This window comes from Arthrobacter sp. NPDC057009 (assembly GCF_042673905.1).
GTDB lineage: Bacteria > Actinomycetota > Actinomycetes > Actinomycetales > Micrococcaceae > Arthrobacter.
In genome coordinates this window covers 113,166-136,269 of the sequence record NZ_JBHUSB010000001.1, presented here as the reverse complement: position 1 = coordinate 136,269, position 23,104 = coordinate 113,166, and the positions used below count along the sequence as shown (strand labels likewise).

Sequence of the window (23,104 nt, the reverse complement as noted above, 5' to 3'; positions counted from 1 at the left end):
GGCGTGCGCACGCAATCCAGGTTTCAGGGAGCCCAATGAACGCCGTCCAGAGGTTCATCAGAAGCAAAGTGCTGCTGCTGACCGCTGCCATTCTGATCTTCGCCATGTGCCTCTCCGTCCTCGTCCAGACCCAGTCGCAGGCTGCGCTGAACCGGACCGTGGACCAGAACTCGCGCGGGCTCTACGACATCCTGGTCCAGGCCAAGGCCGGCTCGGACGGCACGCTCATGCAGCCCGAGATTGCCACGGGCCAGGGCGGCATCAGCTTCGACCAGCTGCAGAAGATCCGGGACCTCTCCGGCACCTCCGTTGCTGCCCCCATCAGCCTGGTCTCGCGCGTGACGCAGAACCTCGAGACCCCCCGGCTGGAGGCCATGGACTACCTGGGCTTCAACGCGGGCCTCGTCGGCACGGCGACCGCCGGCCAGTCCGGGGGCACCGACCCCAGCAAATGGCCCGAAGCCCAGTCCGTGCTCAGCGACACCCCGAAGAAGTACCGCCTGACGGCCAGCGCCACGAGCTCCGACGGTTCCTCCGAACACACCCTGTTCAAGTCCACCGCCGAGGGCACGCTCGGCAAGGGCAAGCTCGTGGAGCAGCAGGTGGAGGGCGGCAACAGCGTCCAGATCGCCGGCCCCGAAGGCGAAACCGGCATCAAGTTCCCGGCGCCGGCCGGAGGCTCCGAGCACAACCTCTTCAACCTCACCGTTGCGCTGCCCATGGCACCGGAGGTCACGGAATCCGTGGTCGCGGTCGACCCCGTTTCCGAACGCGCCCTGCTGGGCGGCGCCGGTGACTTCCTGGCCCCGCTGGAAAAGGCGCCGCCGGCGGATGCCCGCAGCGCCGAGGCGGTGGGCCAGCACCTGGAGAGCCTCTTCACCACCGGCATTGGCATGAAGGAACTCGAGGAGGGTCCGGACTTCCTCGGCGTCAAGCTCAAGTACTGGGCCCCCATCATGACCCAGTACCAGCAGGCCAAGCGCAACGGCCAGCTCACCGAGGACTCCCAGGCCATCCCGCTGATCGTCCGTTCCGGCACCTCTGTTGACCTGAAGTACTCGGTGAAAATCGAGGAAATCGACGACTCCGGAAACGTGGTCAAGGAAGTCGGCACGGCAGAGCGCTCCCTGGACAAGGACTACCTGCCCTTCGTCTCCAAGTCGCCCTTCGCGCTGTCCTGGCCCGGATCCACCGACTATTCCGAGCTGCTCGGCAACTCGGCAGCCTTTAGCCGCGGCCTCTACAGCCCCGCCACCTGGAGCACCAACTTCGCCGCCGCTCCCAAGTACAAGGACGGATCGACTGCCGGCAACGGTGCCGAGGACAAGACCGCCACCCCGGGTGAGTGGGTCACCGTGAACCGCCTGCCCGAGAAGAGCGTCACCGGGGAAGCCGTGGACCAGACCCAGCGCAACCCCGTGGACGAGCGCTCCTACCGGGAGAACCTCGAAACGGGCAAGAAGCTGGCCACGCCGCTCGCCATGGTCTACGGCACCTTCGATCCGGCCGCTGTCCAGGCTGCGGCCGGCGATGTCAACCGGCTCCCGCTCGGCGGTTACGACCCCGCGCCCATGACCCTGACCAAGGACGCACAGGGCAAGGATGTTGACGACACCACGCTCAAGCCTTCCCTGAGCGCCACCGGGCTCGTCAGCCAGTCGGCCGGCGCGATCACGGACTACTACGGCCTTGCTGCTGCCCGCGGCTACGAGAAGAATGCCTCTGTCATCGACGCTGTGCGCGTCCGTGCCAGCGCCGCCGGCAGCTGGAAGCAGGTCCAGCCTGAGGTGGACAAGCTCGCCGCGGAAATCCGGGAGATGGGACTGGAAGCCACCGTTGTGGCCGGTTCTGCCCGTGAAGACGCCAACATCTTCGTTCCCGGCTACTCCAAGGACGACGCCGGCAAGGAGTCCGCGCTCGGAACAGTCCAGCAGTCGTGGGTCAGGCAGAACGCGGCCGACGCCGTGGCCGGCTCCCTGACGGCGACCAACCTGACGCTGCTGTTCATCACCCTGTGCGGCGCCGCGCTGCTGACCGGTGCCTCGACCGTCAGCTACGTGCGGCTGCGCCGCAGCGAAGCCGGCACCCTCCGGGCCATGGGCTGGACCCAGCGCCGCATCCGGTCCTGGGTGCTGGAGGAGTTCGCCGTCGGCGCCGGGCTGCTGGCCGTGGCCGGCATCGTGCTCAGCCTCCTGAGCTGGAACATCGCAACCGCCATCGTCTCGGCGTCCGTGCTGGCCCTTTACCTGGGCGCGGCCTTCTTCGCCGCCCAGCAGCTGCGCCACCGCGAAGTGGTCAGCCAGGAGCCGCAGCACGACGAAAAGCTCATTGCCGTCGACTCGCCGCTGACCTTCGCGAACCGCCAGCTCAGCACGCACCGGTTCAACGCCATCTCGCTGGCTGTCGCCGTCGGCGTGTTCGCCTCGGCCGTCGGCGGGCTGATCGCCCTGCTGATCGACATTCCGCGTGCCGCCGGCGCCAGTGCCCTCAGCGGCCTGGCCGCCGCCAGCGTTGCCCTGCCCAGCATCATCCTTGGATTGTCCGGCGTGGCAGTGGGGCTCCTGCTCACACTGGTGACCGGGCGCTTTGAGCTGAAGGCCAAGCGGCGGTACCTCGGAACGCTGCAGGCGATGGGCTGGAACCCCGACATGCTGGGCCAGGTCCGCTTGTTCGAAAACGCCCTGGTGGGAGCGGTCGCCGTGCCGCTGGGTATTCTCGGTGCCCTGGGCATCGGCCTTGTTCTTGCCCCCTACGCCGCGTTGTGGGCCGCCGTGGCCGGGCTCGTGGCTGTTCTCTGCTGGATTCCGATTGCAACGAAAGTGGTCAAATGAGTAACGACCTGAACCTTCGCCGCGTGCGCGGGAACAATGAGGCTGAAACCCCGGTCCAGACCCGGGCCAACACCATTGTCAAGGAAGCGGACCACGCCACCCCGCTGGAGCTGAGCAACATCACCATCCGCTACGGCGGGGGCAAGAACGGGTCTGAAGCCGTCAGCGTCGTCGAAGGTTTTGACCTGACCCTCAACGCGGGGGAGATGCACTGCGTGGCCGGCCGAAGCGGCTCGGGCAAGACCAGTATCCTGACCGTCGGCGCAGGCCTGACCCTGCCGACGTCGGGCCGGGTGCTGTGGGAGGGCGATTCCCTCGAGACCATGTCCGACGACGAGATCGCCGACCGCCGCCGGGCCCTGATCGGCTACGTCGACCAGGGCGGCGCCCTGATTGACGGCATGAGCGCGCTCGAAAACGTGCTCCTCCCGGCGGTTCCGGACGGCGAGGTGGAGCAGCGGCGCGAGATGGCCAAGGACCTGCTGGACCTCGTGGGCCTGGGACGCCGCATGCGGCACCGCCCCGAGCAGCTCTCCGGCGGTGAACGCCAGCGCGTCGCCATCGCCCGCGCCCTGATCCTGGGGACCCGCGTCCTGGTGGTGGATGAGCCGACGGCGAGCCTGGACCGGGCCTCCGCCAACCGCATTATCAGCATCCTGAAGGACACCACGTCCGACGGCATCGCAGTCCTCGTGGCGTCACATGACCACGAACTGGTCCGGCTGAGCGATACGCTGACCGAACTGATCTAGATCCATTCCTCCGCACTAAAGGTAATGTTCTGCCCGTGACTTCCTCAGACAAGAGCCCCTTCTACATCACTACGGCCATCACCTACCCGAACGGCGTGCCGCACATCGGCCACGCCTACGAGTACATCGCCACGGATGCAATGGCCCGGTTCAAGCGGCTCGACGGCTACGACGTGAAGTTCCTGACCGGCACCGACGAACACGGTCTGAAGATTGCGCAGACGGCCGAGAAGGAAGGCATCTCGCCCAAGGAACTGGTGGACCGGAACGCCGAAATATACAAGGCCGCCCACGCCGCCCTCGGCATCACCTACGACCGGTTCATCCGCACCACGGACGCTGACCACTACACCGCCTCCCAGGCCATCTGGAAGAAGATGGAAGCCAACGGGGACATCTACCTGTCCAAGTACGAGGGCTGGTACTCCGTGCGGGACGAGGCCTACTACGGTGAAGACGACACCGTGGTCAAGGAGGACGGGGCACGGTATACCAAGGAGACCGACACCCCGGTCACCTGGACCGCCGAGGAAAGCTACTTCTTCCGGCTGTCCGCCTACCAGGACAAGCTGCTGGCCCTGTACGAGGCACAGCCGGAGTTCGGCGCGCCGCAGTCCCGGTTCAACGAGGTCATCAGCTTTGTCCGGCGCGGCCTCGAGGACCTTTCCATCAGCCGCACCACGTTCGACTGGGGCGTGCCCGTTCCCGGCGACGAAAAGCACGTCATGTATGTGTGGGTCGACGCACTGACCAACTACCTCACGGGCGCGGGTTACCCGGACGTCGAATCGGAGCAGTTCAAGAGGTACTGGCCGGCCGACGTCCACGTCATCGGCAAGGACATCTCGCGCTTCCATGCCATCTACTGGCCGGCCTTCCTCATGAGCGCCGGGCTCGAACTGCCCAAGCGCATCATGATCCACGGCTTCCTGCATAACAACGGGGTCAAAATGTCCAAGTCCCTGGGCAACGTCGTTGCCCCGGAAGACTTCGTGGCGCAGTACGGCCTGGACCAGGTCCGCTTCTTCTTCCTGCGCGAGGTCCCGTTCGGCGCCGACGGCAGCTACAACCATGAAGCGATCGTCGGCCGGATGAACTCCGACCTGGCGAACAACTTCGGAAACCTGGCGCAGCGCTCACTGTCCATGGTGGCCAAGAACTGCGAAGGCCGCGTACCTGTGCCCGGCGCGTTTACCGACGCTGACACAGCTATCCTGGGCCAGGCCAATGCCCTCCTGGAGCAGGCACGCGCCGCGTTCGAAAAGCAGGAGTTCAGCCGCGCCCTCGAGGCGATCTGGACGGTGCTGGGCGACACCAACGCGTACTTCGCCGAGCAGGCACCGTGGGTGCTGCGGAAGACCGACGTCGAACGCATGCAGACGGTGCTGTACGTGACCCTGGAAGTGCTCCGCATCGTGTCGATCCTCGCCCAGCCCGTCATGCCCACGGCCACTGCCGCCCTTCTTGGGTACCTCGGCCAGCCGGAGGGGGAAGCCCGGGAGTTCTCGGCCATTGGGACGCCGATCACCGCGGGCACCGACCTGCCCGCCCCCGCGCCGGTGTTCCCGAAGTACGAGGAGCCCGCGGAAGCCTGACCGTGATTTTCCCGGCGGCGTGCCGCTGCCGGCTGATCCCCCGTGCCATGGTTCCACCCATGGCACGGGGGATTTTTTTGATGCCATCCCCACGCCGCCTATCCAAGTAGTTCTAGGTACAACCGGGCTACGGGGCCGATACCACCAAGTAGAAGGCCTCAGAATAAGGCGTAGTGACTACTCGGGACTGCCGCAGGACCGAACCCTACCCTGAGATTGCAAGCAGACTGCCGGCATTTTCGGAAGTATTCATCGCTCTCTCTTCCACCGTTTGGTGTCTTCAGCCAGTGGTTCGTTGAGACGGAATGCCGCGAACGATCCCGTCAGTTTGGTCCAGCGGTATGGAGGTACACGAAATGAGACGAACTATCGCGGCGGTGGGGCTTGTGGGTCTGGGACTCGTGGGCACCACAATTCCGGCTATTGCTACGCCGGACAACGGGCAGGTCACGGTCTGCCACCACACGGGCTCTGAATCGAACCCGGCCTTTGAGATCGATGTCAATGAGCGGGCTGCCGAGAACGGGAACGGCGGAAACGGGAACGGAAACGGGAACGGAAACGGGAACGGCGGCTACGGGAACGGTAACGCCGGGAACGGCGGCAACGGGAACGGCGTCGGCCATCAGGGGGAATGCTACCCAGACAACGAAACGCCGCCGAATGAGGAGCCGCCCGCCGAAGAGCCGCCGGCCGAAGAGCCGCCGGCCGAACAGCCCCCGGCAGAGGAGCAGCCTCCTGCTGTCGCTCCTCCGGCGGTAGCACCCCCGGCGGCCGTGGTACCCGCAGCACCAGTGGTGAAGCCCGTTGCAAAGCCAGCCGTGGCGGCCCCTGCAGCGGCGGCGCCGGTTGCAGCGGCGCCCGTTGCAGCTCCGGCGGCGATCAACGAGGGATATAACGTGCAAACGGCCGCAGGCGGGGGAACAGAAAGCGGGATTCCAGCTTGGCTGGCCACTTTGACGGCCCTCTTTGCGGGCCTGTCCGGCGTTATCCTCGCGCGGGGCGGTGCCCGGGCCAGGAACCTTGGCAGCTGACTGGTAGCGGTTTGAGGGTGCCACGTTGCTGGGCGTGGCGCCTTCCTATCCGATTCCCGGCAAAGGAGGGGCCATGGGCAGGCATCGCCGGAGCAGCGAGACCGAACGCGGGGGCAGCCGACGGCTGCTGCTCAGCTATGTGGACCTCCTTGTGCTGTCGTTCTGCTGTCTTGGGATCCTGACCGCCTGGCTCATCTATGGCGCCGGGGGTATCAGCCCATCATCCGCTTCCGCCGTGGACGCACCGGTGGTCCGCTACACACCTGCCGGGGCCCCAACCGAGATTCCGAAGGCAGGCGCGCTGGCAGGGACCACCAAGGCGCCCGTTCCCGCAAAATCCGCCGTTGCTGCAAAACCCGCGGCACCGAAGCCATCACCGGCTCCAAAGGCCATAACAGCTGCGCCTCCGCAGCGGATTATTTATCCTGCTGCCGGCATGGATGTGGTGGTGCACCCGCTGAAACCCGGCAGTGGAGATATGGACAGCCGGTCCATAGTGCCCCCGGAGACCATGGACGGCTACTGGCTCACACCGTACGGCCAGCCCGGCGTCGGCTCCGTCAACACGACCTACGTCATCGGGCACAGCTGGGAGGGCCAGGACGCCCCCTTTAACCACCTCAGCGCAGCGGCAGTCCCGGGGGATGTATTCACCGTTGTAACCGCCAAAGCCAAACTTTCCTACAGAGTGGACTCAGTCACGACCTATACGAAGTCCACCTTGAAGGACAGTCCGATTTGGTCTGTTGTTCCGAACCGCCTCGTGCTGATCAGCTGCTACACGCAGGACCTCTGGGGCAAGAACGTGGCGGTGGTCGCGTCACCGGTGCGGGCCAAATGAAGCGCCCACCATTCCTGTTGTCTGAATAATGAGACGCTTTGACCAGAATGTGGATGGTTTGGCTACGCTGAAAGTATGAGCGCATCTACCATCAATCTTGCTGTCATTCCGGGCGACGGCATTGGCCCGGAGGTCACCGCCGAAGCCCTGAAGGTTCTCGAAAAGGTCGTGGCCGCCGAGGGGGTCACCCTGGAGCAGACCCACTACGAGCTCGGTGCCCGGCACTGGCTCGAGACCGGCGAGACCCTTCCGGATGCTGTCCTGGAGGACCTGAAGACGCGCGACGCCATCCTTTTCGGTGCCATCGGCGCGGCGCCCGGGGATACCCGCATTCCGTCCGGGCTCATTGAACGCGAGCTGCTTCTCAAGCTGCGCTTCAGCCTGGACCACTACGTCAATCTGCGTCCGTCCCGGCTTTACGGCACGGTGGGCAGCCCGCTGGCCGAGCCCGGCAACATCGATTTCATCGTCGTCCGTGAAGGCACCGAAGGACCCTACGTGGGCAACGGCGGTACCCTCCGCGGCGGCACGCCGCACGAAGTGGCCACCGAGGTTTCCCTTAACACCGCCCACGGCGTGGAGCGTGTTGTCCGCGATGCATTCCGCCGGGCCAACGAGCGCCCGCGCAAGAAGCTGACCCTGGTCCACAAGCACAACGTGCTGGTGTTTGCCGGCCACCTGTGGAAGCGCACTGTCGAGGCTGTGGCCAAGGAATTCCCCGAGGTCACCCACGACTACCTGCACATCGATGCCGCGACGATCTTCATGGTTACTGATCCGGCCCGCTTTGATGTCATTGTCACCGACAACCTGTTCGGCGACATCATCACGGACCTTGCTGCCGCCGTCACCGGAGGCATCGGCCTGGCAGCCTCGGGCAACATCAACATGGACCGCACCGCCCCGTCCATGTTCGAGCCCGTCCACGGCTCCGCACCGGATATTGCCGGCCAGCAGAAGGCCGACCCCACCGCCGCGATCCTGTCCGCAGCCCTCCTGCTGGACCACCTGGGCTACTCCGACGCTGCCCGGCGGATCGAGTCCGCGGTGGTGGCCGACGTCGAAAGCCGCAACGGTGAAGTGCGCAGCACAAGCGCCATTGGTGATGCCATCGCAGCGGCCGTTTAGCCTCCGCCAGCAGGCGTAAGCTTGACCTGAATTACCAATCGCTGCCGTGGTCCGACGCTGAACCACCTTCAGATGCCAGGCAGCCGACCGTGGAGGAACCATGACTCAGACTGCCCATGGCGTCGAATTCACCCAGCAGCTCTCGGCCACCCCGAAGTCTGCTGAAGAGCGTGCAGCCATCCTGGCGAACCCAGGCTTTGGCGACCACTTCACCGACCACACTGCGATTGTTGACTACACGGTCGACGCCAGCGGCCAGGGCGGATGGCATGATGCCCGGATCGAGGCCTACGGGCCCATCATGCTGGACCCGTCCGCCGCGGTGCTGCACTACGGGCAGGAGATCTTCGAGGGGCTGAAGGCCTACCGCCACGCCGACGGTTCCATCTGGAGCTTCCGGCCGGAGGCCAACGCCGCCCGGATGAACAAGTCCGCCCGCCGCCTGGCGCTTCCGGAACTCCCGGCCGAATACTTCCTGGGCGCCATCCGCGAACTGGTCGCGGTGGACAAGGAATGGGTTCCGTCCGGCGACGGCGAGGCCCTGTACCTGCGCCCGTTCATGATCGCCACGGAGGCGTTCCTGGGCGTGCGGGCGGCCCGTGAGGTGTCCTTCCGCGTCATTGCCTCGCCGGCCGGGAACTACTTCGGCGGGGAACTGAAGCCGATCTCCATCTGGATCTCCCGCGAGTACGCCCGTGCTGGCCGGGGCGGCACGGGTGCCGCGAAGTGCGGCGGCAACTACGCTGCCTCGCTCATCGCCCAGCAGGAAGCCGAGGCCAACGGCTGCAAGCAGGTGCTGTTCCTGGACCAGTTCAATGACAACGCCGTTGAGGAGCTGGGCGGAATGAACGTCTTCTTCGTCATGAAGGACGGCTCGCTGGTGACGCCCGCGCTCAGCGGCACCATTCTCGAAGGGGTGACCCGCTCGTCGATCATCCAGGTTGCCAAGGACATGGGCCGTGAGGTCACGGAGCGGAAGATCACCCTGGACGAATGGCGCGACGGCGTTGCCTCCGGCGACATCGCCGAGGTGTTTGCCTGCGGTACCGCGGCCGTCATCACGCCCATCGGCGTGCTGAAGGATGCCACCGAGTTCATCGGTTCGGAGGATGCGAAGGCCGGCGAGACCACCATGGCGATCCGCCAGCAGCTGCTCGGCATCCAGACCGGGGCCGTCGCAGACACCCACGGCTGGCTGACCCGGCTCGCCTGAGGCTTTTAGCGAGCGGTTGTAGAACGACGGCGGGTGGCTGGCTGGGCTGTTTTGGCAGCTCACCGGCCGCCCGCCGTCGTTCTTGTGCCATTTTGTCTGGCTGTATCCGGTGGTGCCGGGTGACAGAATGAAACCTGTGAATCAGGACATCTCCACTGCATTTACCCGCAGCAGCCAGCTGACGCGTTTCCGCCTGGCGCCCAATCCGGGCCCGATGAGCCTGGAGGGGACCAACTCCTACGTCGTCGGGGAACCTCGCCATGGGGCAGTGGTGGTGGTTGATCCTGGTCCCCTGGACGAAAACCATCTCCAGGCGCTGGCGGCAGCCGGGCCGGTGGAGCTCATCCTGGTCACGCACCGGCACGCGGACCACACCGCCGGTTCGGCCCGCCTTGCAGAAATCACCGGCGCGCCCGTCCGGGCCGCCGCACGCGAGCACTGCCATGGGGGAAGCACGCTGCAGGCGGGGGAGACCATCGCCGCCGGCGGAACCGAGATCCGGGTGGTTTCCACCCCCGGGCATACCTCGGACTCCGTCTGCTTCCACCTTCCCCACGACGGACCTGCCGGTTCCGTGCTGACCGGTGACACCATCTTGGGCCGGGGAACCACCGTCCTGGACCACCCGGACGGCACGCTGGCCGACTACCTCGCCTCACTCGACCGGCTGGAGCGGCTGGGGCCCGCCACGGTCCTGCCTGCCCACGGCCCTGTCCTGCCCGCCCTCGACGCAGTGGTCCGCGCCTACCGGGACCATCGGCTGGACCGGCTGGCGCAGATCCGCTCGGCTCTCGCCGGCCTCGGTACTGACGCCGGAGTGGGCGAGGTCACCAGCGTTGTCTATGCCGACGTCGACCCTTCCGTGCGGCGCGCCGCAGAGAATTCCGTGGCGGCACAGCTACAGTACCTTCGCTTCCTGAGTGGGCGAGGCTGAGACTGTAGGCTTGGGGCCATGCGTATTGCCCGGTTTGTAGTCGATTCTGATCCCCTTTACGGCGTTGTTGAAGGCCAGCCCGGCAGTGAGGAAATCACTGTCATCAACGGCGACCCGTTCTTCAACGGCGTGGAACGCACTTCGGTGCGGCACAAGCTGGAGGATGTCCGCCTGCTGGCGCCCATCATTCCGCGCAGCAAGGTCATCGGCGTGGGCCGGAACTTTGTGGAGCACGCCCACGAGCTCGGCAATGAGGTGCCCCAGCAGCCGCTGCTGTTCCTGAAGCCCAACACGTCCGTGGTTGGCCCGAACGATCCCGTCGTGCTGCCCGAGTTCTCCGAGGAGGTCTCCTTCGAGGCGGAGTTGTGCGTCGTCATCGGCCGCATCTGCAAGGACGTGCCGGAAGACCGAGTGGACGACGTCATCTTCGGATACACCTGCGGCAACGACCTCACCGCCCGCGACGTGCAGAAAACCGACCTCCAGTGGGCCCGCGCCAAGGGCTTCGACACGTCCGCGCCCCTGGGACCATGGATCGAAACCGACCTCGATCCGGAGGACCTGTCCATCAAGGGCCGGCTCAACGGTGAACTTCGCCAGGACGGCAGCACCACCCAGATGATCCGCGGCGTCCGCGAACTGGTCTCCATCGTCTCCAGCGCGTTCACGCTGCTGCCCGGCGACGTCATCATGACCGGCACGCCGGCGGGAGTCGGCCTCGTCCAGGCCGGCGACCGGTACGAAGTGGAGATCGAGGGAATCGGCCGTTTGTCGAACCCCGTGGTCCGCCGCTAGCCGTACCCAGCCGGGGACGGCGCAGGGGTGGCCGGTTGGTAAAGTTGGTATCACTATGACTACCCCCTCCGCCGCTCCTGCTGCCATCCCTGCCGTCACCGCCGAAACGCCCGTCCGCGTCCGCTTCTGCCCGTCTCCCACGGGCACCCCGCACGTCGGGCTGATCCGCACGGCGCTGTTCAACTGGGCCTATGCCCGCCACACAGGCGGCAAGATGATTTTCCGCATCGAGGACACCGATTCGGCGCGCGACAGCGAGGAAAGCTACCACCAGCTGCTGGACGCCCTGAAGTGGCTCGGCATCGACTGGGACGAGGGCGTCGAGGTGGGCGGGCCGCACGAACCGTACCGCCAGTCGCAGCGGAGCGAGCTGTACCAGGATGTCATCGCCAAGCTTCGGGCAGGCGGCCACATCTACGAGTCCTACTCGACCCCTGACGAGATCGAAGCGCGCCACCGGGCCGCCGGCCGGGACCCCAAGCTGGGCTACGACGGCTTTGACCGCGACCTCAACGAGGAACAGGTCGCTGCCTTCAAGGCCGAGGGCCGGGAAGCGGTGCTGCGGCTGAGGATGCCGGACGAGGACATCACGTTCACCGACCTGGTCCGGGGCGAGATCACGTTCAAGGCCGGCTCTGTGCCGGACTTCGCCGTGGTGCGGGCCAACGGCGCACCGCTGTACACCCTGGTCAACCCGGTGGACGATGCCCTCATGGGCATCACCCACGTCCTCCGCGGCGAGGACCTGCTGAGCTCCACGCCGCGCCAGATCGCCCTGTACCGGGCGCTGTATGCGGTGGGCGTGGCCGAGTACATGCCGGAGTTCGGCCACTTGCCCTACGTCATGGGCCAGGGCAACAAGAAGCTGTCCAAGCGCGATCCGGAATCGAGCTTGTTCCTGCACCGGGAACGCGGCTTCATCCCCGAGGGCCTGCTGAACTACCTGTCCCTGTTGGGCTGGTCCCTGAGCGCCGACGAGGACATCTTCACGGTGGACCAGCTGGTGAAGAACTTCGACATCCACGACGTCCTGGCCAACCCGGCCCGCTTCGACCTCAAGAAGGCCGAAGCGATCAACGGAACGCACGTCCGGCTGCTGGACCCCGCGGTCTTCCGCGAAAGGCTGGTCCCGTACCTCCGCCACGAGGGCCTGGTGGGGGAGATTCTCACCGACCGCCAGGAGGAGATCCTGACCGAAGCCGCACCGCTCGTCCAGGAACGGATCACCCTGCTCGGCGAAGCTCCGGAGATGCTGGCTTTCCTCTTCAAGTCCGACGACCAGATCGACGTCGCCGCCGACGCCCGCAAGGGCCTGCCGGAGAACGTTACCGAGGTCCTCGAGGCGGCGCTGGCAGCCCTCGAACCGATCAGCGACTGGAACGCAGAGAACATCCAGTCCGCCCTGAAGCAGGCGCTGGTGGAGGACCTGGGTATCAAGCCGCGGCTTGCGTTCGGTCCAGTGCGCACTGCGATCTCCGGCCGCCGGATCTCCCCGCCGCTCTTTGAGTCCATGGTCATCCTGGGCAAGGACTCGTCCCTGGCGCGCCTGCGCGCTTTCCGCGGCTGATGTCACACCCCGCAGCCGAAACCGCCGTCCTGTCCCACGCCCTTGGGACGGTCAGCGGTGTCCTGTTCGACATCGACGACACGCTGGTGGACCTTGCCTACGCCATGACCACGGCGCTGCGGGATGCCAGCGAACACCTCCTGCCCGGCCTGGACCAGGCCGGGTGGGACAGGGTGGGGCGGATCTTCACGCACGAGACAACCCACTACTACGACCGCTATCTCGCGGGCGAGCTGACCTTCAATGAGCAGCGGCTGCTCCGGGGCCGTGCGGCCCTGGGCCACTTCGGCGTGGAAATGGGCGAGGGGGAGGAAGCGCATAACTGGCTCAGCACCTATGCGCGGCTACAGCCCAGCTATGTGCGGGCCTTTGAGGACGTTGAGCCGCTTCTGGACGCCTTGGACCAGGCGGGCATTCCCTACGGGGCGGTGAGCAACAATGTGCACGACTACCAGCGGGCAAAGCTGGACAGTGCCGGACTGGAACGGATCCGGTTCCTCGTGGGCACGGACACAGTGGGTGTTCCCAAGCCGGACCCGGCCATCTACCTCGAGGGTGTCCGGCTGATCGGCAGCACTCCTGCCACCACCCTGTATATCGGGGACAACCGGCTTCTGGACGCTGAGGGCTCGACGGCGGCAGGACTGTCGGGCATCTGGCTGAATCGCGGCGGGGAACAGGCCCCTGGTTTCCAGGGGCAGGAAGTCGCCTCCCTGCTGGAACTCCTGGCGCTGCCTGCCGACTCCAGCTAGCCGGTTGGGTCCGTTGCCTGCTCCCGCTTGAGGCGTTCAGAAAGTGTGGCGCAGGTAACGGCCCGCCGATTTGTGCGGCGCAAAAGTCTCGGGTAGAGTAATTACTCGTGCTGAGGGGCACGGAGCGAAAGATAAAGACTTTCCACCGGCCCGAAAGTGCCAATGGGATATGGTGTAATTGGCAACACTACGGTTTCTGGTACCGTCATTCTAGGTTCGAGTCCTGGTATCCCAGCTCTGGATTTCTCCGGATTTTCCGAAGAATTTCAGGTGTTGCGAATCGAAAATCATCGATTTGGAACAAAGCCAAATGTGTGAAACACTAACTTGGCTTGATCAGCGGAAACGCTGATCGGAAAGTACGCGGCCCCATCGTATAGCGGCCTAGTACGCCGCCCTCTCACGGCGGTAACGCGGGTTCGAATCCCGCTGGGGTCACAAGCAACCGGCTCCGGGCAACAGCCCGGGGCCGGTTTTGTGTTGCCTGAATTTGTATGGTCTGTTCTGTGGTTCTGCTCTGTACTGTGGCTCCACTCTGTCCTGTGGTTCCGCTCTGTTCGGTGGTCCTGAACCCCAAAACACATCTGAACTGGCATGATGAGGCTGTGACCTCCAACCGGATCCCGCCAGCCAGCGGCCAGGACATGGAAACGCAGCCTGCCGGCGTGCGCCTCCTCGAGGAGGTCCGCCGCAACCTGGCAGATGTCACGCTGCCGCTGGCGCTGCCGACGGCCGACCAGGCACGGCTGGAGATCCGGAACTCCGTGGCCCAGCTCGATGACTACATCCTGCCCCGCTACCGCAGCCTGGACGCCCCGCTGCTGGCCGTCGTCGGCGGTTCAACGGGCGCCGGCAAATCAACTCTCGTGAACGCGCTCGTGGGCCATCCCGTAACGCGTGCCGGGGCCATCCGGCCCACCACCCGGCAGCCCATCCTGCTGCACCATCCCTCGGAAGCCGCCTGGTTCGAGGACCAGCGGGTACTGCCCGGCCTCAGCCGGATCCGCGGAACCGTAGTCCCGGCCGCTGTCCCGGCCCTCCCCAACCGCCAGCCGGCCGGGCAGGCCGGGCCGCCGTCGGACTCTGCTCCCGTCTCGTCGCTGGTCCTGGTAGGCGAACCAGCCGTGCCCGAAGGCATTGCACTGCTGGATGCGCCCGACGTCGACTCCATCTCCGACGAGAACCGCAGGCTCGCCGGGCAGTTGCTGGCGGCCGCCGACCTCTGGATCTTCGTGACCACCGCCAACCGGTACGCCGACGCCGTCCCATGGAAGCTGCTGCTGAACGCGGCATCGCGGGACATCATGGTGGCGGTGGTCCTCGACCGTGTGCCGCCGGCCGCTGAAGCGGAAGTGCGCGAGGACCTGCGCAGCATGCTGGCGCGGGAGGGCTTGGGCGCCGCGCGCCTCTTCGTCATTCCGGAAGTCGTGCTCGGCAGCGCCGGCATGCTTCCGGCGGAAACCGTGCAGCCGCTGAAAGCCTGGCTGCGCGGCCTTGCCGAAGATGCGGCGGCCCGCGCCGACATCGCAAGGCGGACGCTGCATGGTGCTGTACGAGAGCTGGGCCAGCGTGTGGCGCACATCGCCGAAGCCGCCGGGGAACAGGGCCGCGCCGCCACCCTGCTGGGTGATGACGTGCGGGCCGCCTACCAGGATGCGGGCACACGGATCATCGACGCCACCAAAGACGGTGCCCTCCTCCGTGGCGAGGTCCTGGCCCGCTGGCAGGACTTCGTGGGAACGGGCGAGTTCTTCCGCAGCCTGGAGCAGAACGTGGGGCGGTTCCGCGACCGCCTGGGCGCATTCTTCCGCGGCGAGCCTGCGCCGGCAGTGAAAGTGGAAACCGCCATTGAAACAGGCCTCCAGGCGGTCATCCTGGATGAGGCTGCCAAGGCAGCGGAGGACGCAGACCAGCGTTGGCGCTCGGATCCGGCGGGCCGGCAGCTCCTGGGCACGGACGACCTCTCCGGAACGGGTCCCGGCTTTGGGGACCGCGTGGCGGCGGAAATACGCGACTGGCAGGCTGGGCTGATGGAACTGATCAGGACCGAAGGCCAGGACAAGCGGACCCAGGCGCGGTGGCTGTCCTTTGGCATCAACGGCCTCGGTGCAGCCCTGATGATTGTGGTTTTTTCCATGACGGCCGGGCTGACCGGCCTGGAGATCGGCGTCGCCGGGGGAACCGCGGTGGTGGGGCAGAAACTGCTGGAAGCCGTCTTCGGCGAGGACGCCGTACGCCGGCTCGCCCACACCGCCCGCGACGACCTGAGCAGCAGGTGCCGAAACCTGCTGGCGGCGGAGCAGGAGCGGTTCCTGGAGAGGCTGGACGCGGACGCGGGGAAGGCCGCCGTCCAGCTCGCCGAGCATGCACGGGCGCTGACGCGGTTGGCGGACGCCACGTGAACCGCCGGGGGAGGATGAAGGAAGAGACACGGCTGCAGGGCCGCCTCGAAGCGCTGGGCGAGGCGCGTGAACTGGCCGAAGGCGTGCTGCCCGACGCCGCGCTGGAGGACGTTCTCGGGGTGCTGGAACGTGCCCGGTCACGGCGTGCGCTCTCAGCAGAGCACACGGTGGTGGGCTTCTTTGGAGCGACCGGAAGCGGAAAGTCCACGCTGTTCAACGCCGTAAACGGCGCTGAAATTGCGACGGCGGCGGCGCGCCGGCCGACCACGTCCGAACCTTTGGCGAGTGTGTGGGGTGCCGACGGCAGCGAGCCGCTGCTTGACTGGCTGGACGTGAAGGCGCGCCACCATGCAGTCCCCGTGGACGGGTTCGCCGACGAGGACACCGGGCTGATTCTGCTGGACTTGCCCGACTTTGATTCCACGCGGACTGCGAACCGGGATATCGTGCAGCGGCTGGTGGGAATGGTGGATGTCCTGGTCTGGGTGCTGGATCCGCAAAAGTACGCCGATGCCGCCGTCCACAACGGATTTCTGGCGCCGCTGGCGTCGCACGGTGCCGTCACGCTGGTGGTGCTCAACCAGGTGGACAGGCTGCCGGATGCCGACGTCAAGCCCGTGCTGGAGTCGCTGAAGGGGATCCTCGCCCGCGACGGGCTGGGCAAGGTACAGGTCCTGGCCGCCTCCGCGCTGACCGGATCGGGAGTGGACAATGTCCGGGCTGCCATCCGCCGTGTGGTGTCGCAGCGGGAAGCACTGTCCCTTCGGCTGTCCGCGGATGTGACCAAGGCTGCGGCCCAGCTGCGGGAAGCCTCCGGCCGCGGGGATGCTGCAGGCGTTCAGCGCGGGACCGCGGTGCGGCTCGCTGATGAGCTGGCCAAGGCGGCCAACGTGCCGCTGGTGGCCGATGCCGTGTCCTCGTCGTACCGGATCGAGTCGACCCGGCGCACAGGCTGGCCGGTGACCCGCTGGCTGGTGCGCTTCAGACCCGATCCGCTGCGCCGGCTCAACCTGCGCCGTGACGCCAGCGCCGAGGTGAACCGGACGTCCCTGCCGCCCGCGGGCGCTCCGGAACGCGCGCGGACCGACGCTGCCGTTCGCAACTTTGCCGACGCCGCCAGTGACGGTGCACCCGGTCCCTGGCGCGCCTCCATCCGCACGGCCGCCCGGATGGGGAGGGACCGGCTGCCGGATGCTCTTGACCAGGCCATCGCCGGGGCAGATCTTGGAGCGGGGCGGAAGTCCTGGTGGTGGGGTGCCTTCAACATCATCCAGTGGCTGGCGCTGCTCGCGGCCGTGGCTGGCCTGGGCTGGCTGGGCGTGCTTGCGGGCCTCGGTTACCTGCAGCTGCCCGTTCCCGAGGTGCCGCGTGTGGAGGGCTGGCCCGTGCCCACCCTGATGGTTGCGGGCGGAGCCGCACTAGGGATCCTGCTCGCCGTGACGGCCAAGTTCATTACTGCCGGGGTGGCGAAGCGCCGCGGCGCCAGGGCCAGGAAGCGGCTCAATGCGGCGGTGGCAGACGTGGCGGACCGGCTGGTGGTGGAACCCGTGGAGGCGGAAGTTCGGCGATTGGAAGCGTTTAGCGCCGCGCTGCGGACGGCCGCGGGCTAGCTTTGCCGGCGCGTCAGCCGGCTGCTGTCTCCAGGGCCCTCGCGGCATCCCGGACCTTGATCATGGTGCGGAGGTTTCGGGTGGTGGTGGAAGCCTTGTACTTCGGCTTGGCCGTCAGTTTGCTGAAAGGGCTCTCAAGGGTACCGCCGGCGGGCGCCAGCCAGGCCACGGCTTCGGCGCCCAGCCGTTCCAGCTCCACGTTGTCCAGTGCTTGCCCTGCCGCGGACAACTCGTCCAGTGCAGCCGGGTCCGAGGCAAGGGTGAGATAGGTGTGGGTGGTTTTGTCGTCGGCTGGGTAACGGCACGCGGCCACGAGTTCAGCCACGCGGTCCGAGGTCAGCACCACCACCCAGGCGTCATAGCCAAAGCCCTCCCGCAGCGTTGTCTCGAACTCCTTCTTGACGGCGGCAGGACCCAGGTCGCTGGCCAGCACAACATTGCCGCTTGCGAGCAGCGTTTTCACGCCACTGAACGGGCCGTCCTTGAGGGCCTCCTTAAGGTCCGCCATCTTGATGTTGATGCCGCCCACATTGATGCCGCGGAGGAACACTGCATAGCTGGTCATGCGCCCACACTACTGCGCGATAGTGCGTCACGGCCGAGCTTCCCTCTACGGTCTCGGACAATATGCCGGCGGGTGCTACGGCGCCGGGCCGTCGTCTTCGATGTGGTGAGCTTCGCGAAGCCCCGCTCCAACGCGTCTGGTTCCGGTCAGACTGGCCAGCCTGGTTCCGGGTAGCGGGGGTGCGGTGGATTGGTAGGTGTGGCCGGTCGGTGTGGTGATTTCGATAGTGTGTCTTGGTCCTGGTCTGGGTTGTGCTTTCCAGCCGGGGAGTTCTTTGGTGTGGTTGCAGGCTTCGCAGAGTCCGGCGCCGTTTTCGAGGCTTGTTGGGCCGTCGTTGTGCCAGGGGACGATGTGGTCGTGGTGTCGGATGGGGGCGTCGCAGTAGGGGGTGCGGCAGGTGTTGTCCCTTACCTGGATGAAGCGGCGCAGCGGTGGCGGGAAGAGCCGCCGTTTCGAGTCCATGGCGACCAGGTCGCCGGTGTCCGGGGCGGTGTAGAGCCGGCGCAGCCAGATCCTCAGGTCTTTCACGGCGCCGTTCCGGCGGATCACCGCGTCCTTCTTGCCTGTATTCGAGCCGGACGCGTTTGAGCTGCCAGTGTTTGGCTGGAGGGGCTGCTGCGCTACTTGTTCCTGGTTGAGGAGTTCCTGGGCCCATGCTGCGGGGACGATGCCGTAGCCGGTGAGCCTTGCAGGTTCGCTGTCCCCCTGGAGGAGAGTGCGGTCGGTCATGACGAGGTTTTCCTCGACGCCGGTAATGCCGCCGGGGGTGCCGGTGGTCCACTCGACGAGGGTGTCGGCCATGGCCTGGTTCCGGGAGCGTGGGTCCCCGGCGGAGCGGAGGGCGTCGGCCTGCCGGGTGAGTGCCGCATACACGGCCACGCCTTGGTGGGCGGGCAGCAGGGCTGTCAGGTACGTCATGCAGTCCGGGGGCGGGGCGCAGGCTCACGCCCCGGTCGGAGGCGGCGTGGCTGGCCCGCTGGGTGACCGAGCGCGGATCCCGTCGGATCGCGGCCGCTTTCACAGCGGCGATAAAGCCGCGGGTCCCCACCCCGTCAAAAGTCCCGGTATCGGCGGCGAGTTCCTCATCCACCGCGGCCCGGTCCTCCACCGCCAGGACGGCCGTTTCCTTCACGACGTACATGGCCTTTTCTTCATTCAGCTGGCCGGTATCCAACGCCCTGAGTGTGTGCGGCATCTCAATGACCAGGGCCCTGGCCATGCCCAGCAGCCGGCCTCCCCGGTGCGGGGACTCACCCCTGGCCAGCGCAATCTGCTCGGCCACACCCAGGCTATGTTCCGTGTGCCGCTTCTTGCCCAGATCCTCAGCCGAGAGGGTGCTGCTTGTGGCCAGCCCGGAAGCGGCCTGCGCCGGAACGTTCACGGTCGCGGGTCCGGCTTGTTCCTGCCGCTGTCTGGCTTCGAACTCGACGGCCAGCCTTGCCTGCTGCCCTGTGGCCCAGCGTTTGAATTTCTCCAGCACCGTGGTCTGGTCGATCAGCCCGGGACCATCGGCGCTGAGATCGGCCCGCAACAGCGTCTTCACCGTCCCGACCCGGTCGTCGACACCCAGCCCAGGTGTAGGAGCGGTGTTGGCACCGGAGGCCGCGCCACTGGCGGTGGGGGCGGCGTCCGTGAACAGGTGGTCCCTGGAAAGGAGCTCGGGGAACGGGGCATCAAGGAGCTCGGGGAACGGGTCCTCCGGAAAAACCCCGTCCTCATACTCCCCACCGGGGAAAGGGTCCTCCGGATACGCGGAGTCCGGATCAGCGCCGTAGGGAAATTCGTCGCCGGCGAAGCCCTCAAAGGGAAAAACCTTTTCGGAGAACCAGCCATCGGGAACGGTGTCGCCAGGCAGCCCGCCGGCACGCGTGGCCGGTGCTGCTGCTGAGTTCCCGAGAACCTCCATGAACACAGTCTGCCTGGGGGGTACGACAAAATAAGGCGGATCGGGCACCAGATCTGAACAGAATCCAGAAACTTTTTTGGATGCATCCCACTACCAAAACCGGGTAGCAGATCAAGGCGTTTCCGGCGGGGAGAAGGCCCTGAACTGCCACCCGGTTGGGCGCTGTATTTAGACCCGCTCGCCGGCGGGTCCAGCAAGGGGGGGAGTCAGTCGTTATTCTTGCGGAGGGCTTCGGTCAGGACGCGGGCCGCGTTGCATACGACTTCCGCGTGCAGCCGTCCGGGCTGGCGGGTGAGCCGCTCGATGGGGCCGGAGATGGAAACGGCGGCAATGACGCGGCCGGAAGGGCCGCGCACCGGTGCGGAGACTGAGGCGACGCCCGGCTCCCGTTCGCCGAGGCTCTGGCCCCAGCCCCGCCGTCGTACTCCGGCCAGGACGGTGGGCGTGAAGCGCGCCGACTGCAGGCCTTCCAGCAGGCGGTCGTGGTCTTCCCAGGCGAGCAGCACCTGGGCCGCAGAACCGGCTTTCATGGACAGCTGTGTTCCGACCGGGATGGTGTCGCGAAGCCCGATGGGCCGTTCGGCGGAGGCGACGCAGACCCGCCAGTCACCCTGGCGGCGGAAGATCTGGGCGCTTTCGCCCGTGGCGTCGCGCAGCTGCATGAGCACGGGCCCAGCAGAGGCGATCAGCCTGTCCTCGCCGGCAGCGGAAGCGAGCTCGACGAGCCGGCTGCCGAGGACAAAGCGGCCCTGGATGTCACGGCTCACCAGGCGGTGGTGAACCAGCGCCAGTGCCAGCCTGTGCACCGTGGGCCGCGCCAGTCCTGTGGCAGCGACGAGCTGCGCAAGAGTGGTGGGTCCGGCCTCAAGCGCGTCGAGCACCTGCGCTGCTTTATCAATGACACCGACTCCACTAGAATTGTCCATGTATTGATATTGCCGTCTCAATATCTGAGATGCAAATCATTTGACTGGCTTATTACACAGCTCTGCTGTTTCAGTGGAACTAAGAGCAAAACAGCACCGAAGGGAGATGGCCATGGCCAAAACATTGGCCGAGAAAGTCTGGGATGCGCACGTGGTGCGCAAAGGTGACGGCGACGGCGCCAACGCCCAGCCTGACCTTCTGTACATCGACCTGCACCTCGTCCATGAGGTGACGTCCCCGCAGGCGTTCGAAGGGCTCCGCCTGGCTGGCCGCAAGCTGCGCCGCCCGGACCTCACCATCGCCACCGAGGACCACAACACCCCTACGCTGGACATCGACAAGCCGATTGCCGACCTCACCAGCCGGACCCAGATCCAGACCCTGCGCAACAACTGCGAGGAGTTTGGCGTCCGCCTGCATCCCCTCGGCGACGCCGAGCAGGGCATCGTGCATGTCGTCGGCCCGCAGCTTGGGCTGACCCAGCCCGGCATGACCGTGGTCTGCGGCGACTCGCACACCTCCACCCACGGCGCGTTCGGCGCGCTGGCCATGGGCATCGGCACGTCCGAGGTGGAGCACGTCATGGCCACCCAGACGCTGTCCCTCAAGCCCTTCAAGACCATGGCCATCAACGTCGAGGGCACCCTGCGCCCCGGCGTGACCGCTAAGGACATTATCCTCGCTGTCATCGCCAAGATTGGCACCGGCGGCGGCCAGGGCTACGTCCTGGAGTACCGCGGCTCCGCCATTCGCGCGCTGTCCATGGACGCCCGCATGACCATCTGCAACATGTCCATCGAAGCAGGCGCCCGCGCCGGCATGGTGGCTCCGGACGAGACTACCTACGCCTACATGAAGGGCCGGCCGCACGCGCCGGAGGGCGCGGACTGGGACGCCGCCGTCGAGTACTGGAACACGCTGCGCACCGACGAAGATGCCGTCTTCGACGCCCAGGTTGACCTGGATGCCAACACGCTCGAGCCGTTCGTCACCTGGGGCACCAACCCGGGCCAGGGTGTCTCCCTCTCGGCCAACGTGCCGTCCCCGGAGGACTTCGGCGACGAGAACGCCAAGGCCGCCGCTGAGCGTGCCCTGCAGTACATGGGACTGGAAGCCGGAACGCCCATGAAGGACATCCGCGTGGACACCGTCTTCCTGGGCTCCTGCACCAACTCCCGCATCGAGGACCTGCGTGCGGCGGCGGACATCATCCGCGGCCGCGAGAAGGACCCGAAGGTCCGGATGCTCGTGGTTCCCGGCTCGGCCAGGGTGCGCCTCGAGGCCGAGGCTGAAGGACTGGACCGTGTGTTCAAGGACTTCGGCGCGGAGTGGCGCTTCGCCGGCTGCTCCATGTGCCTCGGCATGAACCCGGACCAGCTGGAGCCGGGGGAGCGGTGCGCCTCCACCTCCAACCGCAACTTTGAAGGGCGGCAGGGCAAGGGCGGCCGCACGCACCTCGTCTCTCCGGTTGTAGCAGCCGCCACGGCCGTCCGCGGCACGCTGAGCTCGCCGTCGGACCTCGATCCGGCACCGGAATCCGCAGCCCTGACCACCGACGCCGCCTAGGAAGACGCCATGGAAAAGTTCACCACCCACACCGGCATTGGCGTCCCGCTGCGCCAGAGCAACGTCGATACTGACCAGATCATCCCGGCCGTGTACCTTAAGCGCATTACGCGCACCGGCTTTGAAGACGCGCTCTTCTCCGCCTGGCGGAAGGATCCTTCCTTCATCCTGAACCAGGAGCCGTTCAACACCGGGTCCGTGCTGGTGGCCGGCCCCGACTTCGGCACCGGCTCCTCCCGCGAGCACGCCGTCTGGGCGCTCAAGGACTACGGCTTCCGTGCCGTGCTCTCCTCCCGGTTCGCCGACATCTTCCGCGGCAACTCGGGCAAGCAGGGACTCCTTGCCGCCCAAGTTGCCCAGGATGACATCGAGCTCATCTGGAAGACTCTCGAAAACGCCCCGGGCACCGAGGTGACCGTTGACCTCGTGTCCAAGACCGTCACGTGCGGCAACGTTGTGGCACCCTTCGAGATCGACGACTACACGCGCTGGCGCCTGCTCGAGGGCCTCGATGACATCGGGCTGACCCTGCAGCACGAGGAGGACATCACGGCCTACGAAGCGACGCGGCCGTCCTTCAAGCCCCTCACGCTGCCGGCGAAGACTGCATAAGTAAGGCCGTCTTAGCAAGGCAACGAAGCATTCCCGAAAGGCCCGCCGTGCACAGCCGCGGCGGGCCTTTCCGC

Annotated in this window: 17 protein-coding genes, 2 tRNA genes and 1 pseudogene; 17 read left to right on the top strand and 3 right to left on the bottom strand. The window is 66.4% G+C overall.

What is annotated here, in order from left to right; all coding sequences use genetic code 11:
- The first annotated feature begins 35 nt into the window (after positions 1–35).
- The 15 genes from ACFTR6_RS00660 to ACFTR6_RS00590 all read left to right on the top strand — a co-directional run bounded on the left by ACFTR6_RS00660 (position 36) and on the right by ACFTR6_RS00590 (position 17,454).
- Positions 36–2,831: an ABC transporter permease gene (locus tag ACFTR6_RS00660; RefSeq protein ID WP_377956546.1), complete on the top strand. Its 2,796-nt coding sequence runs from the start codon at positions 36–38 to the stop codon at positions 2,829–2,831.
- The gene (locus ACFTR6_RS00655) at positions 2,828–3,583 is read left to right on the top strand and encodes an ABC transporter ATP-binding protein (protein ID WP_087872964.1); all 756 of its coding nucleotides are present in this window, start codon (positions 2,828–2,830) and stop codon (positions 3,581–3,583) included. Before ACFTR6_RS00660 ends, ACFTR6_RS00655 begins: the two co-directional genes overlap by 4 nt.
- 35 nt (positions 3,584–3,618) lie before the next feature.
- Positions 3,619–5,178 (top strand): methionine--tRNA ligase, encoded by a 1,560-nt coding sequence (gene metG, locus ACFTR6_RS00650; protein ID WP_076802157.1) that lies wholly within the window; start codon positions 3,619–3,621, stop codon positions 5,176–5,178.
- A 356-nt stretch (positions 5,179–5,534) separates the two neighbouring features.
- Positions 5,535–6,212 carry a hypothetical protein gene (locus ACFTR6_RS00645; RefSeq protein ID WP_377956545.1) on the top strand — a complete coding sequence of 226 codons (678 nt, stop codon included), beginning with the start codon at positions 5,535–5,537 and terminating at the stop codon, positions 6,210–6,212.
- A gap of 73 nt (positions 6,213–6,285) precedes the next feature.
- Positions 6,286–7,053, top strand: a complete 768-nt coding sequence (locus tag ACFTR6_RS00640) for a class F sortase (protein ID WP_377956544.1) — start codon at positions 6,286–6,288, stop codon at positions 7,051–7,053.
- A gap of 75 nt (positions 7,054–7,128) precedes the next feature.
- On the top strand, positions 7,129–8,181 hold the full coding sequence (locus tag ACFTR6_RS00635; RefSeq protein ID WP_076802164.1) for a 3-isopropylmalate dehydrogenase: 1,053 nt from the start codon (positions 7,129–7,131) through the stop codon (positions 8,179–8,181).
- Between the two features lie 100 nt (positions 8,182–8,281).
- Positions 8,282–9,394, top strand: a complete 1,113-nt coding sequence (locus tag ACFTR6_RS00630) for a branched-chain amino acid aminotransferase (protein ID WP_377956543.1) — start codon at positions 8,282–8,284, stop codon at positions 9,392–9,394.
- Positions 9,395–9,530: 136 nt separating this feature from the next.
- Positions 9,531–10,328: an MBL fold metallo-hydrolase gene (locus tag ACFTR6_RS00625; protein ID WP_377956542.1), complete on the top strand. Its 798-nt coding sequence runs from the start codon at positions 9,531–9,533 to the stop codon at positions 10,326–10,328.
- A gap of 18 nt (positions 10,329–10,346) precedes the next feature.
- Positions 10,347–11,123, top strand: a complete 777-nt coding sequence (locus ACFTR6_RS00620) for a fumarylacetoacetate hydrolase family protein (protein ID WP_076802170.1) — start codon at positions 10,347–10,349, stop codon at positions 11,121–11,123.
- A gap of 55 nt (positions 11,124–11,178) precedes the next feature.
- Positions 11,179–12,690 carry a glutamate--tRNA ligase gene (gene gltX / locus ACFTR6_RS00615; protein ID WP_377956541.1) on the top strand — a complete coding sequence of 504 codons (1,512 nt, stop codon included), beginning with the start codon at positions 11,179–11,181 and terminating at the stop codon, positions 12,688–12,690.
- Positions 12,690–13,442, top strand: coding sequence for an HAD family hydrolase (locus ACFTR6_RS00610; RefSeq protein WP_377956540.1), 753 nt, complete (start codon positions 12,690–12,692; stop codon positions 13,440–13,442). The genes gltX and ACFTR6_RS00610 overlap by 1 nt, the downstream gene beginning before the upstream one ends.
- 163 nt (positions 13,443–13,605) lie before the next feature.
- Positions 13,606–13,677: transfer RNA gene (locus ACFTR6_RS00605), tRNA-Gln, on the top strand.
- Positions 13,678–13,807: 130 nt separating this feature from the next.
- Positions 13,808–13,880, top strand: a tRNA-Glu gene (locus ACFTR6_RS00600).
- Positions 13,881–14,086: 206 nt separating this feature from the next.
- On the top strand, positions 14,087–15,844 hold the full coding sequence (locus ACFTR6_RS00595; protein WP_377956832.1) for a dynamin family protein: 1,758 nt from the start codon (positions 14,087–14,089) through the stop codon (positions 15,842–15,844).
- Between the two features lie 14 nt (positions 15,845–15,858).
- A complete protein-coding gene (locus tag ACFTR6_RS00590; RefSeq protein WP_377956539.1) occupies positions 15,859–17,454 on the top strand; it encodes a GTPase in 1,596 nt (531 codons plus the stop codon).
- A 13-nt stretch (positions 17,455–17,467) separates the two neighbouring features.
- Here the strand turns inward: ACFTR6_RS00590 and ACFTR6_RS00585 are convergent, their stop codons facing one another.
- From ACFTR6_RS00585 to ACFTR6_RS00575, 3 genes and pseudogenes are all read right to left on the bottom strand, one after another.
- Positions 17,468–18,019, bottom strand: coding sequence for a DUF1697 domain-containing protein (locus ACFTR6_RS00585; RefSeq protein WP_087872973.1), 552 nt, complete (start codon positions 18,017–18,019; stop codon positions 17,468–17,470).
- A gap of 75 nt (positions 18,020–18,094) precedes the next feature.
- A pseudogene (locus ACFTR6_RS00580) lies at positions 18,095–19,589 on the bottom strand (HNH endonuclease).
- A gap of 542 nt (positions 19,590–20,131) precedes the next feature.
- Positions 20,132–20,851: an IclR family transcriptional regulator gene (locus ACFTR6_RS00575; RefSeq protein WP_043420062.1), complete on the bottom strand. Its 720-nt coding sequence runs from the start codon at positions 20,849–20,851 to the stop codon at positions 20,132–20,134.
- 112 nt (positions 20,852–20,963) lie between these two features.
- On the opposite strand from ACFTR6_RS00575, the gene leuC reads away from it, so the two are divergent.
- Both leuC and leuD read left to right on the top strand, forming a co-directional pair.
- Complete coding sequence (leuC, locus tag ACFTR6_RS00570) at positions 20,964–22,418, top strand: 3-isopropylmalate dehydratase large subunit (protein ID WP_377956538.1); 1,455 nt, start codon at positions 20,964–20,966, stop codon at positions 22,416–22,418.
- A gap of 9 nt (positions 22,419–22,427) precedes the next feature.
- Entirely contained in the window at positions 22,428–23,030 is a 603-nt protein-coding gene (leuD, locus tag ACFTR6_RS00565; RefSeq protein ID WP_087872975.1) for a 3-isopropylmalate dehydratase small subunit, read from the top strand.
- Positions 23,031–23,104 lie beyond the last annotated feature (74 nt).

Excerpts from the sequence above, each read along its gene's own strand:
- ACFTR6_RS00660 (WP_377956546.1), top strand. The coding sequence starts at position 36 with ATGAACGCCGTCCAGAGGTTCATCAGAAGCAAAGTGCTGCTGCTGACC.
- ACFTR6_RS00655 (WP_087872964.1), top strand. The coding sequence starts at position 2,828 with ATGAGTAACGACCTGAACCTTCGCCGCGTGCGCGGGAACAATGAGGCT.
- ACFTR6_RS00645 (WP_377956545.1), top strand. The coding sequence starts at position 5,535 with ATGAGACGAACTATCGCGGCGGTGGGGCTTGTGGGTCTGGGACTCGTG.
- ACFTR6_RS00640 (WP_377956544.1), top strand. The coding sequence starts at position 6,286 with ATGGGCAGGCATCGCCGGAGCAGCGAGACCGAACGCGGGGGCAGCCGA.
- ACFTR6_RS00635 (WP_076802164.1), top strand. The coding sequence starts at position 7,129 with ATGAGCGCATCTACCATCAATCTTGCTGTCATTCCGGGCGACGGCATT.
- ACFTR6_RS00630 (WP_377956543.1), top strand. The coding sequence starts at position 8,282 with ATGACTCAGACTGCCCATGGCGTCGAATTCACCCAGCAGCTCTCGGCC.
- ACFTR6_RS00620 (WP_076802170.1), top strand. The coding sequence starts at position 10,347 with ATGCGTATTGCCCGGTTTGTAGTCGATTCTGATCCCCTTTACGGCGTT.
- gltX (WP_377956541.1), top strand. The coding sequence starts at position 11,179 with ATGACTACCCCCTCCGCCGCTCCTGCTGCCATCCCTGCCGTCACCGCC.
- ACFTR6_RS00610 (WP_377956540.1), top strand. The coding sequence starts at position 12,690 with ATGTCACACCCCGCAGCCGAAACCGCCGTCCTGTCCCACGCCCTTGGG.
- ACFTR6_RS00595 (WP_377956832.1), top strand. The coding sequence starts at position 14,087 with ATGGAAACGCAGCCTGCCGGCGTGCGCCTCCTCGAGGAGGTCCGCCGC.
- ACFTR6_RS00590 (WP_377956539.1), top strand. The coding sequence starts at position 15,859 with ATGAAGGAAGAGACACGGCTGCAGGGCCGCCTCGAAGCGCTGGGCGAG.
- ACFTR6_RS00585 (WP_087872973.1), bottom strand. The coding sequence starts at position 18,019 with ATGACCAGCTATGCAGTGTTCCTCCGCGGCATCAATGTGGGCGGCATC.
- ACFTR6_RS00575 (WP_043420062.1), bottom strand. The coding sequence starts at position 20,851 with ATGGACAATTCTAGTGGAGTCGGTGTCATTGATAAAGCAGCGCAGGTG.
- leuC (WP_377956538.1), top strand. The coding sequence starts at position 20,964 with ATGGCCAAAACATTGGCCGAGAAAGTCTGGGATGCGCACGTGGTGCGC.
- leuD (WP_087872975.1), top strand. The coding sequence starts at position 22,428 with ATGGAAAAGTTCACCACCCACACCGGCATTGGCGTCCCGCTGCGCCAG.